This is a genomic window from Micromonospora mangrovicola, from assembly GCF_047200535.1.
GTDB lineage: Bacteria > Actinomycetota > Actinomycetes > Mycobacteriales > Micromonosporaceae > Micromonospora.
Map to the genome: position 1 here is coordinate 1 of NZ_JBJZOG010000015.1, position 18063 is coordinate 18063.

Consider the following 18063-nt stretch of genomic DNA (forward strand, 5'->3'; position numbering starts at 1 on the left):
CCCCCCCAAAAACAAAACCCCCCCCCCCCCCCCCACACACCCCCCCCCCCCCCCCCCCCCTCCACACACACCCCCCCCCCCCCCCCCCCCCCCCCCGACGGCTCCGTGGCGAGTTGGTGAGCGTGGCCAAGCGTTGGAGATAGCCGGGGTCAACCCGCGGGGTGCACCGTGGCCGGTCCCGGCACCTCACGCAGCTTCGCGGGCCTGAGCAGGTCACGCGCGGCGGCCCGGCTGGTCCGTTGGCCGAGGAGGGCGCGGCTGGTCTCCCGACCCAGCAGCACCAGCCAGAAGGCGGCGGTACGCGCCGGGCCGTGTCTACGGCGGTAGAGGCGGACCCGATTGAGGGTGAGCAGCGCCCACAGCTTCGGCGAGTGCCGGGAGTCACCCTCCAGGTGCACGGCCCCGGCAGCGGGAACGAAGCGCGTGGCGAAACCCGCGTCCCGGGCCCGCAGGGCGAAGTCGGTCTCCTCCGAGTAGAGGAAGAAGGACTCGTCCCACGGCCCGCACTGCTGCCAGCACGCTCGACTGATCAGCATCGTGGAGCCCTCGGCCCAGTCGGTGACCGTCTCGCGGGCGTACCGACGGTCGTCGGTCACCACCTCGCCGAGGACGGCGTAGCGGCCCGCTCTCCGCGCGCCGAGCACGGCGTCGCCGAGGGCGCGGAGGATGGTGGGTTCGCGGCGCAGCGTCGGAATGAGCGCGCCGGCACCGTCCACGATGTGCGGCACGGCGATGCCGGTGCCGCTGGTGTCGAGGGCGGCCAGCAGAGTCTCCACGCAGCCCGGCCTGAGCCGGACGTCGGGGTTGAGCACCAGCACCGCGGAGTGCGGCGGCGCGGCGGCCACCGCGGCGTTGATCCCGGCGGCATAGCCCGCGTTGCGCCCCATCTCCACCACGGTCGCCTCGGGAGCCAACCGGCGCAGGGCGACAACGGTGCCGTCGGCGGACGCGTTGTCGGCGACCGTCAGGTGCCAGGACAACGCGCCCAGGCCCGGTCCCAGCGCCGCAAGGAGATCCGGCAGCAGCCGCGCGCTGTTGTAGGTCACCACGACGACGGCAACCCTTACCTCGGAGACGCTCATCAGGTGCTCTGCTCCCAGCCGTGAAATGCCACCTGTCACCGCTCGTGCAGGCGGGCGCGGAGACCGCGCAGCAGTCGTCCCGTCCCGCCGGTGCGGAGTCGATCGCCGACGGCGCCGGTGCGCACGGAGCGGGCCAGCGCGGTATGCGCCCGCCGTGCGCCGGTCACCGCCCACGACCGGCCCACCCGCCCCTCGGCCACCGGCAACTCGTCGTTCGTCAGCCGGTTCTTGTAGAGCGCCTCGGACTTGCCCAGGTCGATGTGCTCGATCCCGTCGGCCGCACCGGCCTCCGCCATCCGGAGGCAGAGCAGGATGCCGGCCGAGTGCCGCGCCAGGTCGACGTCGTACGAGGGGAACCAGTAGGCCAGCACCGACCGGCTCCGGAGACCCAGATGGGCGGCCACCGGCTGGTCCCCCGCGTAGAGCGTGGAGACCACGGCACGGCAGCCGGCCGCGGACGACTGGCACAACTCCTCCAGCACCGCCTGGATCCACGGTGTCCGGAACCGGTCGTACTGCTGCGTCCGGCGATACTGGGCCGACTTCCAGCGCCGCAGCGCGAGCATCGCGCCCTCGGTGCGGTCGTCCCACTCGAACCGCTCCTCGCCGAGCTCACGCACCATGCGGCGCTGCTTACGGAGCGACTGCCGGATCAGATTCCCATCGGTCATCCGGCCGTCGACGTAGCTCTGATAGCCCTTCGACAGGTCGATGATCGGAGACTTGGCCATCCGCGCCTGGTACGGCGCGAAGGGTGGCTGGTCGGCCATCAGATGATCGAATTCCCAGACGGCCAGACCGCACGCCTTCAACAGCCGGATCGGATCCCAGTCCAGGCCGGGCCGGTGCACCAGGCCCTGACAGTCGGAGATGCCGGCGCCGATCGGCACTCCGATCACCCGATGCCGCACCTCGTACGGGAAGAAGCCGACGGTCTCCGGGCCGTCCTGCAGCACCGCGACGCGGGCGGTCGGGCGGCTCCGGCCGACCGCGAGGGTGAATTCCGGGGCGAGGAAGGGATTCTGCAGCCTCGGCTGCGACTCCTGCATCTGCCGCCACTCGGCGAGCTCGGCCGCGCCGAGCTCGCTCGGACGGACAACGGAGATCTGCATCAGTCGCCTCTTTCAGGGGCAGCGCCGTCTTCGCCGCGTTTCATCGTGCCCGCTGCCGAAGGAAAGGTGAACCGCGGCCGGTGTCGGCTAGCCGTCTCCACATGTGGCCTCATGGCGGCCCTTCGGCACCGTTCGGAGGACCGGGGGTTCATCGGGCTCGACCCACGGACGGCCGGGAGCCCGGAGGCATCGTGTCGTCGACGCCGAGAGGCGGGTGGCCGAGCGCCGGTGTCCATGGCTTCCTCCGGACGTACCGTGACGCGACCGACGGTGCGCGCCAGTTGTGCGATGACCGGGCAGCGCGCTCAGTAGGCTCCGGAGCTTCGGACGACGGCGCTCAGCGTACGGACCAGGATCACCAGGTCCATGGTCAGCGACCAGTTCTCCACGTACGACAGGTCGAGCCGGATGGACTCCTCCCACGACAGGTCGGACCGACCGGAGACCTGCCACAACCCGGTCAGTCCCGGCTTGACCACCAGACGCCGGCGCATGTCCGACGGATAGTTGGCCACCTCCCGCGGCAGCGGCGGCCGCGGTCCGACCAGCGACATGTCGCCCCTGAGCACGTTAATGAGCTGGGGAACCTCGTCCAACGACAGCCGGCGCAGCCATCGCCCGACCGGAGTTACCCGGGGGTCCTGACGCATCTTGAACAGCTCGCCGTCGCTCTCGTTGCGGTCGAGCAGCTCCGCCAGGCGTTCCTCGGCGTCCACGTACATCGTCCGGAACTTGTAGATGACGAACGGCCGGCCGTTCTTGCCCACCCGGACCTGGCGGAAGATGGCGGGGCCACCGGCGCCGGGACTCAGCCGGACCAGTGCGGCGATCGCGAGCAGGATCGGGGCGACGAGAACCAGCAGCAGGAGCGCAGTCACCCGGTCGAAGACCGCCTTGACCACCCGCCGGCCGCCCTTCAGCCGCGGGTGCTCCACGTGCAGCATCGGCAACCCGTCCACGGGACGGACGGTGGTGCGGTCCCCGGCCACGTCCACGAGGTTGCTGGCGACGATGAGGTCGACCTCGTCGCGTTCGAGCTGCCAACCCAGCCGGCGCAGGGCGGCACCCGCCATCTCCGGACAGGACAGCACGACGACCGTGTCCGCACGCGCACCGGCGACGGCCGTCGACACCTCGGCGAAGGTGCCGAGGATGGGCGGCAGCTCGCCGTCGCGCCGCTCCGCGAGCCCCCCGGTCGGGTGCGGGAGGCAGGCGCCGACCACGCCGAGCCCGTGGTAGCACTCGCGGCGCAGCCTCCTCGTCATCTCCGCGACGGCGACCTCGTGCCCGACCAGGATCACCCGGTGCAGCCGCTCACCGCGTGCCCACGAGCGGTGCAGCTGCTGGCGGACCAGGTACCGCATCGCGACGCCGGCGACGGTGACCAGTGGCATCGCGATGATCACGTAGCCTCGGGCGAGCCGGAAATCGAACGCGAGAGAGACCATCGCCAACGTGGCGGTAATGGCGAGGCCCGTTTGGAACACCCGGGCGTACTCATCATTCCCCACGAATAGATAGCGCGATTCGTACGCTCGGTTGAGGGTGAGCGCCAGCACCCAGGCGAACGGCAGCGCAAGGGTGAGCCAGAGATAGCCACGGTTGTACGGCTCCGCCGTCGCCGAGCCGAATCGAAGGCTCAGCGCCACCCCGGCCGACCCCAGGCTGACCACGAAGTCGACGAGGCAGAGTGTGGCCACGTAGCGCGACTGCCAACCCGTCCGCGCCGGCGTGATCGAATGGCCGGTCGGCGACCGCCCGCCGTGTCGGGTTGCTATGTCGTCGATGACCTGCGCAGCTTCCACCGATATGCACCGCCCCCACGTACACAGGCCGACCAAGCCGTGCCCCTACGGCTCGTCGTCCGTTCGAGTCGGTGAGGTACCCGCGACGACTGCGCATCCGGCAGCGCGGTGCCCCGGAAGCGTAGGCGGGACCGACTGAAGTATGAGCATGCTGACCGCGCACTCAGTGCGCCAGCATCGCTTTCGGCATTTCTGGACTGAAGTCGAATTGCCGACAACCCAAAGGCTGACCGGCGTCAGGCCCGGCACCGATTCGGTGTTCCATAATGGTCCATCCAGTTGCCCGGACAACCCATCGAGGCAATCACGAGCAACTTTCGGACGTCAGGAAGGTCGCTCTACGGCGACACCACCTGGCCGAGCGCCCACCGCGGGTGAGCCCGTCAGGCGGGCAGTTCCAGCACGTACTCCTCCACCTCGGCGCCGCGGCCGTTGGCATACCCGGAGTCCTCGCCGACCACCACGAAGCCGCACTTGCGGAGCACGGCGAGGGACGCGGCGTTGTCCTTCGCGGCGCGGGCGTGCACCGGCCGCTGCGGCAGCTCGCGCAGCAGCGCCGCGAGGGCGGCGGTGGCGTGCCCCCGGCCCCAGCGGGCCGGATCGATCCAGTAGCTGACCTCGGTGCGCTCCCCCACCGGGAAGGCCGCGACGCGACCGACCACCTCGCCGTCGACGGTGACGGTGCGGTTGACGATGCGCTCGTCGGCGCGGATACGCGCCCAGTGCGCGTCGAACGCGGCCCGGTCGGAGGGATCCTCCGGGACGAACGCGGCCATCCAGTTGGCCTGCGGGTCCTGCTCATGGCCGAAGAACACGGGCAGGTCCTCGTCGCGCACCGGGCGCAGCCGCACGTCACTGGTCACCGGCGCAGGATACGCCGGCCCGCCGACAGAATCGGGACCTCTGGCCCCGCGCCGGTCCCGTCCGGCCCTGCCGCCCCCGCCCCGCCCATCGGTACCAAGGAATGGAACGACGTGTCCCGTGGCGAGCCGAGTGGAGGCCGGACCATGTCGAAGTACGTCTACGACTTCATCGAGGGTGACCGGAGCCGGGCCGACCTGCTCGGTGGCAAGGGCGCGAACCTGGCCGAGATGACCCGGCTCGGGCTGCCCGTCCCGCCCGGATTCACGATCAGCACCGGGGCCTGCCGGGTGTTCCTGGCCACCGGGTCACCGCCGGCCGGACTGTTCGAGGAGGTCAACGCACACCTGCGGGAGATCGAGGCCCGGCTGGGCCAGTGGCTCGGTGACCCCCGCGATCCGCTGCTGCTGGCCGTCCGCTCCGGCGGCCGGTACTCGATGCCGGGAATGATGGAGACCATCCTCGACATCGGGTTGAACGACGCCACGGTGGGCGGCCTGGCCGCGCGCAGCGGCGACGAGCGGTTCGCCTGGGACTCGTACCGGCGGTTGATCCAGATGTTCGGCCGCACCGTGTACGGCGTGCCGGCCGAGGAGTTCGAGCACGAGCTGGCGGCGGTACGGGCCACCGCCGGGCCGGGCGGGCCGGGCGCCGGGCAGCTGCGCGACCTGGTCGAGACGTACAAGAAGATCTTCGCCCGGCACGTCGGGCACGACTTCCCACAGGCCCCGCACGAGCAGCTCTTCCTGGCCATCCGGTCGGTGTTCGAGTCGTGGCACTCCGAGCGCGCCCGGATCTACCGACGGCAGGAGCGCATCCCGGACGAGCTGGGCACCGCGGTCAACGTGATGGCGATGGTCTTCGGCAACCTGGGACCGGACTCCGGCACCGGGGTGGCGTTCACCCGGGACCCGGCCACCGGCGCTCCCGGCGTGTACGGCGACTACCTGCCCGACGCGCAGGGCGAGGACGTGGTGGCCGGCATCCGCAACACCATCCCGCTGGCCGAACTGGAGCGGATCGACCCGGTGAGCTTCCACCGGCTGCGGGAGATCATGGCGACCCTGGAGCGGCACTACCGGGACCTGTGCGACATCGAGTTCACCATCGAGCGCGGCAAGCTGTGGATGCTGCAGACCCGGGTCGGCAAGCGCACCGCGGCCGCGGCGTTCGTGATCGCCGCGCAACTGGTCGACGAGGGACTGATCACCCCGGACGAGGCGCTCACCCGGGTCACCGGGGCGCAGCTGGCCCAGTTGATGTTCCCCGCGTTCGACCTCGCCGGCGCGCCCGAGCCCCTCGCCGTCGGGGTGGGCGCCTCGCCGGGCGCCGCCGTGGGGCAGGTGGTGTTCGACTCGGCCGCCGCCGCGGCCGCCACCGACCCGGTGATCCTGGTCCGCCGGGAGACCAACCCGGACGACCTGCCCGGCATGATCGCCGCGGCCGGGGTGCTCACCACGCGGGGCGGTAAGACCTCGCACGCCGCCGTGGTGGCCCGGGGCATGGGGCGGACCTGCGTGTGCGGTGCGGAGGCGGTCGACATCGATTCCGGGCGCGGCGAGTTCGCCGTGGGCGACCGGGTGGTCCGGGCCGGTGACGTCATCTCGATCGACGGGACCAGCGGCCGGATCTGGCTCGGCGCGGTACCCGTGCAGCCCTCCCCGGTGGCTCGCTACCTGGCCGGCGAGCTGAGCCCGGAGGCGGACCCGCTGGTCGCCGCGGTGCACCGGCTGCTCAGCCACGCCGACGCGGTCCGCGGGCTGGGCGTGCGCGCCAACGCGGACACCCCGGAGGACGCCCGCCGGGCGCGCCGCCTCGGCGCCACCGGCATCGGGCTGTGCCGCACCGAGCACATGTTCCTCGGCGCGCGCCGGGAACTGGTCGAGCGGCTGATCCTGGCCGACGGCCCGGCCGCCCGGGAGGCCGCGCTGGCGGCGCTGCTGCCGTTGCAGCGGGCCGATTTCGTCGGCATCCTCGCCGCGATGGACGGGCTGCCGGTGACCATCCGGCTGCTCGACCCGCCGCTGCACGAGTTCCTGCCCCCGCTGCCCGAGCTGACCGCCCGGGTGGCCCGTGCCGAGGCGCGCGGCGAGGACCCGGGCCGGGACGCGACACTGCTGGCCGCGGTGCGCCGGATGCACGAGGCGAACCCGATGCTGGGGTTGCGCGGCGTCCGGCTCGGGCTGGTGGTGCCGGGCCTGTTCGCGATGCAGGTGCGAGCGGCGGCCGAGGCGGCCGCCCAGCGGGTCCGCGCCGGCGGCGACCCGCGTCCGGAAATCATGGTGCCGCTCGTCGGCGACGTCCGGGAACTCGCCGCGGTCCGGGTCGAGGTCGAGCGCGTGCTCGCCGAGGTCGACGGCGCGCCGGAGATCCCGATCGGCACGATGATCGAGGTGCCCCGGGCGGCGTTGACCGCCGGGGAGATCGCCGCGGAGGCACACTTCTTCTCCTTCGGCACCAACGACCTGACCCAGACCACCTGGGCGTTCTCCCGCGACGACGTGGAGGGCTCGTTCTTCGGGGCGTACCTGGAGCGCGGGATCTTCCCGGTGTCGCCCTTCGAGAGCATCGACTCGAAGGGCGTCGGGCGGCTGGTCCGGCTGGCCGTCGCCGAGGGCCGGGCGGCCCGTCCGGAGCTGACCGTCGGGGTCTGCGGGGAGCACGGCGGCGACCCCGACTCGGTGGCGTTCTTCGCCGGGGCCGGGCTGGACTACGTCTCCTGCTCGCCGTACCGGGTGCCGATCGCCCGGCTGGCCGCCGGCCGGGCGGCCGTCGAACCCGGCACCGGCACGTCCGACTCCCGTTAGGAGGGCAACGCGATGACCGCCATCTTCAACCCGACCGGGCTGGCCCCGGTGAGCCCGGTGCCGGCCCCGCCGGCACCGGCGGCCGCCCCGCCGGCCCCGACCCCGGGTCCGGTCGGCCCGGTGCTGGAACTGCCCGGCACGCCGGGCGCCGCGCTGGTGCCGGTGACCCGCGAGGGCCGGCCGGTCGGTGCGTTCGTGCTGTCCGGCGGGCGGATCCGGTACCGGCGGGTGGTCGATCCGGACCGGCTCGTCGCGGCCGCCGCCGGGGCGATCGCCGTCGCCGTCCTCGCCGCCGCCGGGGTGGCGGTGGCCCGCCGTAAGCCGCCCGCCATCGGCACGGTGCGCATGGGCCCGGGCGGCTGGGTGAGCCTGCGCGGCGTCCGCCCGCCCTCGTTGCGGCCGGAGCCCGGCCGGCCCTGGTGGGCCCGGGTGCTGCGGGCACGCCGGCTGGTGGTCGAAAGTTGAACCCGACCGCCGCCGGGCGGCAGCGTCGCCCCGGTGGCGCCCGGCCAGCGGCAGCGTCGCTCGACGGCACCCGGCGGCACCCGGCGGGCGCTGCGCCGAGCCGGCGACCAGCGAACGGGCGACGTCACCCGCGTGGTGGACCGGCGCCGGGACCGACGCCGGACATACCGGGTGAGGGCGGAGGATCGGCGGGTGAACAGGATGCGCCAGTGCTGGCGGGGCCCGGCAGCCCCGACGCGCACCGCCGGTACCGCCGTCGCCGGCCCGACGGTGGCCGGCCCGCGAGCTCTCGGGCCGACCGCGGCCGCCCCGCTGGCGCTCGCCGCGGCGGCGCTCGGCGCGGTGGCGGTCGGCACGTTGGTGATCGGCCGCCTGGCCATCCGGCGGGCGGTGATCCGAGAACTGCGCATCGGCCGGCTGGAGGTGGCCGAACTGGTCGTGGGGCGGACCGAACCGGCGGAGGAGGCGGACGGATAGCGGACAGCATCCACTGTGGCCGCCGGTGGTGGCGGCCGCTGGGCCGACGCGGACCACGTCCCGACGCGGGCCAGGTCCGGTACGTCGCGTCCGCCGTCGGCCGCTTCCTCGGCCGGGAGCGGGCGATGGGTCCTGCTCGCCGTGGTCGCGGCCCTCTCCGTCCGGGAGCGTGGCGGACCGGATCCGCGCCGCCCCGCCCGTCGGGGCGGTGCCGGCGCCGCGGCGGTACGGCAAGCCGCGGCTCAGCTCGCCACGGACGTCGGGTAGGCGTACAGGTCGAGCAGGCGTACCCGGGACGCCTGGAGCCGGTCCACCACCACGCTCATGAAGCGGGTGGTGAGCTGACGACCGAGGGTGTCGTCGGACTCCATCAGCCGGCGCACGCCGGCGGCGTCGAACTCGACGGCGGTGCTGCGCTGCACGGCGACCGCGCCGAACTGCCAGCGGTACGGCGGGAAGAGCCAGGACCAGCCGAGCACGCCGCCCGGGCCGATCGTCTCGATCCCCACGTCACCGCGGCCGGGCACCGGGAAGTCCAGCGCCACCTCGCCCGCGCGGACCAGCCAGAACCGCTCGGCCGGCTGGCCGGCGACGAACAACCGGTGCCCGGGGTGCCACGCCACCGGACGGGCGTAGCCGGTCAGCCGGGGCAGCCACTCCTGCGGCAGTCCGGCGAGGAAGGGGTGTGCGCGGAGCATCTCCAGCGGGGTCATCACGCCTCCAGGATCGGGAGCGGGACCCGGCCACCGACCGGGTCCCTGGCGGGCGTTGGTCACTTCTCGGTGCCGTACTCCACGGTGATCGGAATCTCCCGTGCGATCGGCTCGGCAGCGCCGACGGTCGCGGTGATCTCGAGGATGCCGTTCGCGTAGCGGGCCGCGATGGTCTCCTCCTTCACCCCCGCCGGCAGCGGGAGGAGCCGGGAGAACGAGCCGTAGTGGAACTCGGAGTGGACCTTGTCCGCGTGACTCTCCCGGCGGACCACGTCCAGCCGCAGGCTCTCGCCGGTACGCGTGATGCGCACGTCCTTCGCCGGGTCGATGCCCGGGAGTTCGGCGCGGACGACGTACCGTTCACCGTCGAGGTAGTCCTCGATCCGGATGGTCGGCGCCAGCATCGGCAGCCAGGACAGGTTGTTCCAGTCGAACGGCGCGAGAGTGCCGCCCCGGAACTTGGTGACAGTGGACATTTTCGACCTCCTTGTCGATCGTCCCGACTCCATCCCACTCCGGTCCGGCCCGAACCGTCAGGGCCGATGGTCCCGGGTGGCGCGGGCGCAAGGCCCCTGCCGGCCGGCCGCCGCCCGGAGCAGGCTGGAGGTGGACGAAGGAGGACGTGATGACCGACAGAGCTGGTGCCCCCGTCGTGGTGGGCGTGGACGGTTCCCCCTCTGCGCTGGACGCGGTGCGGGTGGCCGCGCGGGAGGCGGTGGCCCGGCACCGGCCGCTACGGGTGGTGAACGCGTTCCTGTGGCCGCTGCTCGGCACGCCGCTCGGCCCGGTCTCCGCCGCGTTGCCCGACGACGGGCTGCGGCAGGAGGCCGGGAAGCTCGTCGGGGAGGCGGCGGACGAGGCCCGCAAGATCGACGCCGAGCTCCGGGTGACCGGCGAGGTGGTCGACGGTGGGCCCGTCGCGGTGCTGCTGCGGGAGAGCCGGAACGCCGCGCTGCTGGTGCTCGGCCACCGTGGCCTGGGCGGCTTCGCCGAGCTGCTGGTCGGCTCGGCGGCCGTGCAGCTCTCGGCCCGGGCGGACTGCCCGGTGCTGGTGGTGCGGAGCGAGCCGCGCGCCGACGGTCCGGTCGTCGTCGGGGTGGACGGCTCCGCCCTCTCCGGCGAGGCGATCGGCTTCGCCTTCGCCGAGGCGGCGCAGCGCGGCGCCGAGCTGGTCGCCGTGCACGCCTGGCTCTACCCGTCCCCGGTCGGCCCGGGTGACATCGTGCCGCTGGCGTACGACCCGGAGAAGCTGCGCGCCGAGGAGGAGCGGGTGCTCGCCGAGGCGGTGGCCGGCTGGGCCGACCGCTACCCGGAGGTCCGGGTACGGCAGAAGCTGGTGGCCGCCTCGCCGGCCCGGGCCCTGGTCGAGGAGTCGACCGACGCGCAGTTGACCGTCGTCGGCGCGCACGGCCGGGGCAGCCTGGGCGGGCTGCTGCTCGGTTCGGTCAGCCACGCGGTGCTGCACCACTCGCGCAGCCCGCTGGCCATCGTCCGGCACCACAAGGACCGGGTAGCCGCCTGACCCGGACCGGGTCCGCGCCGGCCACTCTGCTGGCCGGCGCGGATCGTTGCCGTGCGGGCGCCGGCTCCGCCCCGCCGGACGGTGGTGCACCCGGCGGGCGGCCCCCGCGCCGGCAGCGCGGTGCGCCACGAGCGGCGTCGGGCGTCGCGGGGACGCCGCGAGCGGGTCCGGCGGCGATCCGGCGCGGGCTTGTCGGGGCAAATACGCTCCGACGGGGACGCCGCCGCCGAGAATGGCCTGAGCCGACCGGAAGGGATTTCGATGAACCGACCAGTCGTGGTGGGCGTCGACGGATCGTCGTCCAGCCTGACCGCCGCCGAGCATGCCGCGCGGGCCGCCGTCGCGCGGTCCCGGCCGCTGCACCTGGTGCACGGCTACCTGCACCCGCTCGGCTACGGCGTGCCGCTCAACCCGTACGACCTCGGGGTGCCGGCGCCCACCGAGGAGGCGCAGAAGATGCTCGAGCAGGTGGCGGCCGAGCTGACCGACCGGCATCCCACGCTGGCGGTGCAGGTCCGCCAGGTGGCCGGCGGGCCCGGCGCCACGCTGGTCGAGGAGTCCCGCCGGGCCGACCTCGTGGTGGTGGGCAGCCGGGGGGTGGGTGGCTTCGCCGGGCTGCTGCTCGGCTCGGTCAGCAACCAGGTGGCCCAGCACGGGCATTGCCCGGTGCTGGTGGTGCGCCCCGCCGAGCAGCCGATCCCGATGGGCGGGCCGGTGCTCGTCGGGGTGGACGGCTCCGAGTCGGCGGCGCACGCCGTCCGACTCGCCGCCGACGAGGCGGTGCGTCGCGACACCGATCTCGTGCTGGTGCACGTCCGCCCGCCGGAGCGGGGCGGCCCGGCGCCGGAGGAGGCGGCGGAGGCGGCAGCCGCCGGGCAGGCCGAGTCGACGGAGCTGCTGGCCGGGGCCGCCGCCCGGATCCGGTCGGACCACCCGGTGCTCAGCGTGGTCGAGCGGCCGGTGCGGGCCGCCTCGGCGGAGCAGGCGCTGATCGCGGCCAGCGGCGAGGCGGCCCTTCTGGTCGTCGGATCGCGGGGCCGGGGCGGGTTCGCCGGGCTGCTGCTCGGCTCGGTCAGTCAGGCCCTGGTGCAGCACGCCCACTGCCCCGTGCTGGTGGCCCACCCGTACGAGGCGGGAGGCTGAGGCCACGCCGCGAGGCAGCTGGGCGGACGGGCCGGGTCAGGCGGGGTCGCGGCCGGCGAGCAGCTCCTCGAAGCTGGTGGTGAGGGCGAACGGGTCGGCCGGGCCGGTCGCCGCCGGACGGCGGTCCACCTGCTCGGCCAGCTCGACGCCGGCCCGCCGCAGCCGGGCCCGCAGCGCCCCGTCGGCGCCCTCGCCGGACCAGTCCTCCGGGGCGGCGAAGACCGCCGTCGGCACGACCACCGCCCGCAGGTACGCGAACATCGGCCGGACGGCGTGCTCCAGGGCCAGCGAGTGCCGGGCGGTGCCACCGGTGGCCCCGATCAGCACCGGCCGGTCGGTCAGGGCGTCCCCGTCGACCACGTCGAAGAACGACTTGAACAGCCCGTTGTACGAGGCGTTGAAGATCGGGGTGACGGCGATCAGGCCGTCCGCCCCGGCGACGGTGTCCAGCGCCTCCCGCAGGGCGGTCGACGGAAAGCCGGTGAGCAGGTGGTTCACCACGTCGTGGGCGTGGTCACGCAGCTCCACCGGGCGGATCTCCACCTCGGCGCCGCGCCGGACCAGCTCGTCGCGGGCGGCCGCGGCGAGCTGGTCGGCGAGCAGCCGGGTCGAGGACGGCTGGCCGAGGCCGGCCGAGACAACGGCCAGGGTGCGGGTGGTCATCGAGCCTCCTCGGGTGCCTGGCCGGTCACGTCGTCGACGGCGTGCACGGTGCTGTCGGTGCTGTCGGTGCGGCCGCCGGCCGCGGCCAGCAGCGAGGCGTGGGTGGGCGCGTCGGGCACGTGCGCCGGGCGCAGCGAGTCGAACTCCTTGCGGAGCACCGGCACGACCTCCTCGCCGAGCAGGTCGAGCTGCTCCAGGACGGTCTTCAGCGGCAGCCCGGCGTGGTCGATCAGGAAGAGCTGGCGCTGGTAGTCGCCGACGTACTCGCGGAAGCCGAGGGTGCGGTCGATGACCTGCTGCGGGCTGCCCACGGTCAGCGGTGTCTCGCGGCTGAACTCCTCCAGCGACGGTCCGTGTCCGTAGACGGGGGCGTTGTCGAAGTACGGCCGGAACTCGCGGACCGCGTCCTGGGAGTTCTTCCGCATGAAGACCTGCCCGCCGAGACCGACGATGGCCTGGTCGGCGGAGCCGTGGCCGTAATGCTCGAAGCGCTGCCGGTAGAGGCCGACCATCCGCTGGGTGTGCTCCTTGGGCCAGAAGATGTGGTTGGCAAAGAAGCCGTCGCCGTAGTACGCGGCCTGCTCGGCGATCTCGGGGCTGCGGATCGAGCCGTGCCAGACGAACGGCGGCACGCCGTCGAGCGGGCGTGGGGTGGAGGTGAACGACTGCAGCGGGGTGCGGAACCGGCCGGACCAGTCGACCACGTCCTCGCGCCACAGCCGGCGCAGCAGGTCGTAGTTCTCGATGGCCAGCGGGATGCCGTTGCGGATGTCCTGCCCGAACCACGGGTAGACCGGGCCGGTGTTGCCGCGCCCCATCATGAGGTCCACCCGGCCGTCGGCCAGGTGCTGGAGCATCGCGTAGTCCTCGGCGATCTTCACCGGGTCGTTGGTGGTGATCAGCGTGGTCGAGGTGGACAGCAGCAGCCGCTCGGTGCGGGCGGCGATCCAGCCGAGCATGGTGGTCGGCGACGACGGCACGAACGGCGGGTTGTGGTGCTCACCGGTGGCGAAGACATCGAGCCCGACCTCCTCGGCCTTGAGCGCGATGGCCGTCATGGCCTTGATCCGCTCATGCTCGGACGGCAGCCGCCCGTTGGTCGGGTCGACCGTGACGTCGCCGACGGTGAAGACTCCGAACTGCATGACCAGCTCCTCGCATGACGTCCGGTCCGGTTCGGCCCGGGATCGCACCGCACAACATATTTGACGAGTCAACTATTCCGGTCGAGGAGACGGGCGCCCATGCGCCCGTCCTGCTCAGTGGCACCCGTCACAACCCTGGCCTCGACGCCGGCGGGCCGGCTACAGACTGGAGCAGTGCGACGGTCAGGGTGGTGGACGCGGTGGCGGGCGCTTCCCCGCTGGGCCCGGTGGACCGTGGGCGGCTACGCGGCCCTGCTGGCCTGGGGCGGCGGCGTGCACGTGGTCGACCTGGCTGTCGGCGGCACCGGCCCGTACCCCTGGGCACCCTGGTGGATGGCCGCGTACCTCGTCTCGCTGACGGTGGCCGACCCGGTCGCGACCGTGCTGCTGCTCGCCCGGCGGCGGGCCGGCATGGACCTGGCCTGCCTGATCCTGGTCACCGATGCGGCCGCCAACGGCTGGGCGCTCTACGCCCTCGGCGGCGGTGACGCCGTGACGCGGGTCGGACACGCCACCGCCACGGCCGTCGCGCTGGGGAGCCTCGTGGCCCGCCGGGCACTGCGCCCCCACCTGCTTCCCGGACGCGCCGGGACCGACGCTACCGACCTGGAAGGGCGTCCGGACACGGCGGCCAACCGCCGGAGACACGCACCTGATCGATGATCGGGTCACTCCGGGCAGGTGCCCGTCAGCCGCCGGCCACCGGCGGGAGCACCGGCACCTCGGCGCCGTCGGCGACGGGGCCCGCCGCCCTCCCCGCACAAGGTCCGTTCAGCGCCGGACGCGGGGCACGTGCCGGCGGTAGGCACTGACCGTCGGATCGCCGGCGAGCCAGAACCGCCACGGGACGTCGTGCGCCCCGGTGACGCCGACCCGGGGACCGGCCGCGATCGCCGCCTGCGGCGCCGGGGCGACCGCCGGCCGCAGCCGGACCGGACCGTCGCCGAGCAGGTCCGCGCCGTAGGCCGAGCGGTCGATGCCGAGCGCCGCGCAGAGCCGGGCCGGGCCACGGGCCAGGTCCACGTCGCGGCGTACGGCGGGGCGACGGGCCCGGGCGAGGTCGGGGCCGTCGACCACCTCACCGGCCCGCAGCAACACCGCCGACGCCTCGCCGTCCGGCCCGGTGACCACGTTGACGCACCAGTGCATGCCGTAGGTGAAGTAGACGTAGGCGTGCCCGGCCGGACCGAACATCACGGCGTTGCGCGGGGTACGTCCCCGGTGGGCGTGCGACGCCGGGTCCCCGGCGGTGCCGGCGTACGCCTCGACCTCGGTGATCCGGACGGTGACGCCGTTGCCGGTGAGCCGGCAGCCGAGCAGCCCCCGGGCGGCGGGAACCACCGGGCCGGCGAGCAGGTCGGAGAGGGTGGCGAGGTCGGTGCCGGTCACGGGGGAACCCTATCCGGCCGCCGGAAGATGAACACAAGTTGCTTTCAACAAGGCGTTGACAAGACCATGTTCAAGAATGTCTGATGGATGACATGGTCACGCTGAACAACGACCCGTTCACCGCTCCGGATGCTGCCCAGGCGCGCGCACACCGCAACTACGCGGCGCTGATGCGGATCGCGGAGCGGCACGCGGGCACGAACGCCCGGCGCCGGCGGTACGCCCACCCCGACGTCCCGGACGCGTACGAGGCGGCGACCCTGGTGATGGCCCTGGCGGGCGGGGCGGACCTGGAACCGGGCGAGGAGACGGTCGACCAGGCCGACCTGATGGCCGCGCTGACCCTGATCCCGCACGTCCGCTCGGACGTGGACACGCTGGAGGCGGGGCTGTTGCAGACGGCCCGCAGCCGGGGCATGACCTGGCAGGCGATCGCGTTCGGGCTGGGGCTGGGCAGCGCCCAGGCGGCCCGGCAGCGCTACGAACGGCTGACCGTACGCACCGGCACCGGCGACTGAGCCGGGGCCGACCGGAGTACCCGCCGGCGGTCGAACGGCCGGGTGAGCTGCCGGGGTGGGCCGGCCGGACCGCGGCGGCTCACCCGATCCGCCCCGGCAGCCGGGACAGCCACTTCCGCTCCACCTCGGCCAGCAGGTCGACCCCGTCGCGGCGGGCGAGCAGCAGCACGTGACAGAGCACGTCGGCCAGCTCCGCCCGGTACGCCGCCTCGCGCTGGTCCGCGGTGAGCCCCTTGTCCCGGGCCTGACCGGCGCGCATCAGGTACGCCTGGGTCAGCTCCCCGACCTCCTCCTGGAGCTTCAGCAGATACCAGGGATCGGCGCGGTCGATGCCGTGCCGGGAGGCGTACCGGTCGGAGACGGCGGCCACCTCGTCGGCGAGCCGGCGCAGGTCGGTGGTCACGCCCGGCAGTATGTCAGACAGCGCGTCCGGCGTGGGCTGTCGGACCGGGAGCCGAGACTGTCCGGGCAACCGACGCTGGAGGATGCGATGACCCGCGAGGAGATGCTGGCGTACTGCCTGGGCAGGCCCGGGGCCTGGCTGGACCGCCCGTGGGAGGGGGACGAGGTGGTGAAGGTGGGCAGCCGGATCTTCGCCTTCCTCGGCTCGCCCGAGGGCGACGCGCGGATGGGGGTCAAGTGCGGCCCGTCCCGGGAGGTGGCCGACGAGTGGCTGCACCGGTTCCCGGACGACGCCCGCCCCTCCCCCTACATCGGCCGGTCCGGCTGGAACACCCTGCGGCTGGACGGCGGCATCCCGGACGACGAGCTGATCGAGGCCGTCGACGGGTCGTACGAGGCGGTGCTGGCGAAACTGCCGAAGCGCGAACGCCCGACGGCCTGACCTCGCGCGGCGGACCGGCCGCCGCGCGAGGCGTCGAGGTCAGCGGGGCACGACCGGCTCGGCGGCCCAGTCCCGCCAGCCGACCAGCTTGTCTCCGGCGGCGGCGAGCTGGTCGGCCACCGGCCCGGGGCCGGTCGAGCCGGGGGTGGTCCGGGCCGCGAGGGCCGAGCGCACCGAGAGCACGTCGCGCACCGACGGGTCGAGGTGCTCGCTGACCGCGGCGAGGTCGTCGTCGGAGACCTCGTCGAGCGCGCAGTCGCGGGCGACGCAGAGCGCCACCAGCCTGCCGGTGATCTCGTGCGCGTCGCGGAACGGCACACCCCGGCGGACCAGCCAGTCGGCGACCTCGGTGGCGAGGGAGTAGCCGACCGGCGCGGCGGCGACCAGGCGGTCGACGCGTACGGTCATCGTGGAGATCATCCCGGCGAGGGCCGGCAGCAGCAGCTCCAGGGTGTCGACCGCGTCGAAGGCCGGCTCCTTGTCCTCCTGCATGTCCCGGTCGTAGGTCATCGGCAGGCCCTTGAGCATGGTGAGCACGCTCATCAGCCCGCCGACCAGCCGGCCGGACTTGCCCCGGGCCAGCTCGGCGATGTCCGCGTTCTTCTTCTGCGGCATGATCGACGACCCGGTGGCGAAGGCGTCGTCCAGCTCGACCCAGCCGAACTCCTGCGACGTCCAGAGCACCACCTCCTCGCCGAGGCGGGACAGGTGCACCCCGATCATCGCGGTGACGAAGAGGAACTCGGCGACGAAGTCCCGGTCGGCCACCGCGTCCATCGAGTTGGCGAAGGACGTGCGGAAGCCCAGCTCCTTGGAGACCGCCACCGGGTCCAGCGGCAGGCCGGAGCCGGCGAGCGCGCCCGCGCCGAGCGGGCTGATCGCGGCCCGGTGATCCCAGTCGCGCAGCCGCTCCAGGTCCCGCAGCAGCGGCTGCACGTGGGCGAGCAGCCAGTGCCCGAAGGTGACCGGCTGGGCGTGCTGGAGGTGGGTCATGCCGGGCGCGGCCGTGTCCACGTGCCGCCCGGCCTGCTCGACCAGGGCCTCGGCCAGCTCGACCAGCCGGGCGGCCACGCCACGGGCGTGGTCACGCAGGTAGAGCCGCAGGTCGGTGGCGACCTGGTCGTTGCGGGAGCGGCCGGCGCGCAGCTTGCCGCCGAGGCTGCCGAGCCGCTCCAGCAGGCCGCGCTCCAGCGCGGTGTGCACGTCCTCGTCATCGACGGTGGGCCGGAACGTCCCGGAGGCGCAGGCGGCCTCCAGGTCGTCCAGCGCGGCCAGGATCTCCCCCAGTTCCTCGGGGTCGAGCAGGCCGGCGCCGGCCAGCACCCGGGCGTGCGCCCGGGAGCCGGCGATGTCGTACGGGGCGAGGCGCCAGTCGAACTGGACGCTCACCGACAGCCGCGCGAGCGCCTCGGCGGGGCCGCCGGCGAACCGGCCTCCCCAGAGGCTCGTCCGGTTGGTGGCGGCGCTGTTCTCGGTCAGGCTCTTGTCGTCCACCCCACCCATTGTGGCAGCGCTCA

The 18063-nt window shown here is 73.8% G+C and carries 19 protein-coding genes; 8 read left to right on the forward strand and 11 right to left on the reverse strand.

Going from position 1 to position 18063, the window contains the following annotated elements:
* Positions 1-149: 149 nt before the first annotated feature.
* From ACL02O_RS08830 to ACL02O_RS08845, 4 genes are all read right to left on the reverse strand, one after another.
* Positions 150-1082 carry a glycosyltransferase gene (locus ACL02O_RS08830; protein WP_412817499.1) on the reverse strand — a complete coding sequence of 311 codons (933 nt, stop codon included), beginning with the start codon at positions 1080-1082 and terminating at the stop codon, positions 150-152.
* 35 nt (positions 1083-1117) lie between these two features.
* Entirely contained in the window at positions 1118-2194 is a 1077-nt protein-coding gene (locus tag ACL02O_RS08835) for a GNAT family N-acetyltransferase (protein WP_412817500.1), read from the reverse strand.
* 305 nt (positions 2195-2499) lie between these two features.
* A complete protein-coding gene (locus ACL02O_RS08840) occupies positions 2500-3894 on the reverse strand; it encodes a sugar transferase (protein ID WP_412817501.1) in 1395 nt (464 codons plus the stop codon).
* Positions 3895-4382: 488 nt separating this feature from the next.
* Positions 4383-4862 (reverse strand): GNAT family N-acetyltransferase, encoded by a 480-nt coding sequence (locus ACL02O_RS08845; protein WP_412817502.1) that lies wholly within the window; start codon positions 4860-4862, stop codon positions 4383-4385.
* Between the two features lie 144 nt (positions 4863-5006).
* Between ACL02O_RS08845 and ppdK the strand changes: the two genes are divergently transcribed.
* The 3 genes from ppdK (at position 5007) to ACL02O_RS08860 (ending at position 8609) form a co-directional block, all read left to right on the forward strand.
* Positions 5007-7667 (forward strand): pyruvate, phosphate dikinase, encoded by a 2661-nt coding sequence (ppdK, locus tag ACL02O_RS08850; RefSeq protein ID WP_412817503.1) that lies wholly within the window; start codon positions 5007-5009, stop codon positions 7665-7667.
* Positions 7668-7679: 12 nt separating this feature from the next.
* Positions 7680-8132, forward strand: a complete 453-nt coding sequence (locus ACL02O_RS08855) for a hypothetical protein (protein WP_412817504.1) — start codon at positions 7680-7682, stop codon at positions 8130-8132.
* Positions 8133-8333: 201 nt separating this feature from the next.
* On the forward strand, positions 8334-8609 hold the full coding sequence (locus ACL02O_RS08860) for a hypothetical protein (RefSeq protein ID WP_412817583.1): 276 nt from the start codon (positions 8334-8336) through the stop codon (positions 8607-8609).
* 242 nt (positions 8610-8851) lie between these two features.
* On the opposite strand, the gene ACL02O_RS08865 is transcribed toward ACL02O_RS08860, so the two are convergent.
* Positions 8852-9322, reverse strand: a complete 471-nt coding sequence (locus tag ACL02O_RS08865; protein ID WP_412817505.1) for a cyclic nucleotide-binding domain-containing protein — start codon at positions 9320-9322, stop codon at positions 8852-8854.
* Between the two features lie 59 nt (positions 9323-9381).
* The gene (locus ACL02O_RS08870; protein ID WP_412817506.1) at positions 9382-9798 is read right to left on the reverse strand and encodes an Hsp20/alpha crystallin family protein; all 417 of its coding nucleotides are present in this window, start codon (positions 9796-9798) and stop codon (positions 9382-9384) included.
* Positions 9799-9947: 149 nt separating this feature from the next.
* Between ACL02O_RS08870 and ACL02O_RS08875 the strand changes: the two genes are divergently transcribed.
* Together ACL02O_RS08875 and ACL02O_RS08880 are read left to right on the forward strand one after the other, a co-directional pair.
* Positions 9948-10844 carry a universal stress protein gene (locus ACL02O_RS08875; protein WP_412817507.1) on the forward strand — a complete coding sequence of 299 codons (897 nt, stop codon included), beginning with the start codon at positions 9948-9950 and terminating at the stop codon, positions 10842-10844.
* 255 nt (positions 10845-11099) lie between these two features.
* A complete protein-coding gene (locus tag ACL02O_RS08880; RefSeq protein WP_412817584.1) occupies positions 11100-11987 on the forward strand; it encodes a universal stress protein in 888 nt (295 codons plus the stop codon).
* Positions 11988-12023: 36 nt separating this feature from the next.
* Here the strand turns inward: ACL02O_RS08880 and ACL02O_RS08885 are convergent, their stop codons facing one another.
* Together ACL02O_RS08885 and ACL02O_RS08890 are read right to left on the reverse strand one after the other, a co-directional pair.
* Positions 12024-12650 (reverse strand): FMN reductase, encoded by a 627-nt coding sequence (locus ACL02O_RS08885; protein WP_412817508.1) that lies wholly within the window; start codon positions 12648-12650, stop codon positions 12024-12026.
* Complete coding sequence (locus ACL02O_RS08890; protein ID WP_412817509.1) at positions 12647-13795, reverse strand: LLM class flavin-dependent oxidoreductase; 1149 nt, start codon at positions 13793-13795, stop codon at positions 12647-12649. Before ACL02O_RS08890 ends, ACL02O_RS08885 begins: the two co-directional genes overlap by 4 nt.
* 174 nt (positions 13796-13969) lie before the next feature.
* Here ACL02O_RS08890 and ACL02O_RS08895 point away from each other — a divergent pair, with 174 nt between their 5' ends.
* Positions 13970-14458 (forward strand): hypothetical protein, encoded by a 489-nt coding sequence (locus tag ACL02O_RS08895; protein WP_412817510.1) that lies wholly within the window; start codon positions 13970-13972, stop codon positions 14456-14458.
* 108 nt (positions 14459-14566) lie between these two features.
* Here the strand turns inward: ACL02O_RS08895 and ACL02O_RS08900 are convergent, their stop codons facing one another.
* Entirely contained in the window at positions 14567-15184 is a 618-nt protein-coding gene (locus tag ACL02O_RS08900) for a DNA-3-methyladenine glycosylase (RefSeq protein ID WP_412817511.1), read from the reverse strand.
* Positions 15185-15267: 83 nt separating this feature from the next.
* On the opposite strand from ACL02O_RS08900, the gene ACL02O_RS08905 reads away from it, so the two are divergent.
* On the forward strand, positions 15268-15702 hold the full coding sequence (locus tag ACL02O_RS08905; protein WP_412817512.1) for a DNA-binding protein: 435 nt from the start codon (positions 15268-15270) through the stop codon (positions 15700-15702).
* 79 nt (positions 15703-15781) lie between these two features.
* Here ACL02O_RS08905 and ACL02O_RS08910 read toward each other — a convergent pair whose 3' ends face one another.
* Positions 15782-16105 carry a nucleoside triphosphate pyrophosphohydrolase family protein gene (locus tag ACL02O_RS08910; RefSeq protein WP_412817513.1) on the reverse strand — a complete coding sequence of 108 codons (324 nt, stop codon included), beginning with the start codon at positions 16103-16105 and terminating at the stop codon, positions 15782-15784.
* A gap of 87 nt (positions 16106-16192) precedes the next feature.
* On the opposite strand from ACL02O_RS08910, the gene ACL02O_RS08915 reads away from it, so the two are divergent.
* Positions 16193-16546: an MmcQ/YjbR family DNA-binding protein gene (locus ACL02O_RS08915; protein ID WP_412817514.1), complete on the forward strand. Its 354-nt coding sequence runs from the start codon at positions 16193-16195 to the stop codon at positions 16544-16546.
* 39 nt (positions 16547-16585) lie between these two features.
* Here ACL02O_RS08915 and argH read toward each other — a convergent pair whose 3' ends face one another.
* A complete protein-coding gene (gene argH / locus ACL02O_RS08920; protein WP_412817585.1) occupies positions 16586-18049 on the reverse strand; it encodes an argininosuccinate lyase in 1464 nt (487 codons plus the stop codon).
* Positions 18050-18063 lie beyond the last annotated feature (14 nt).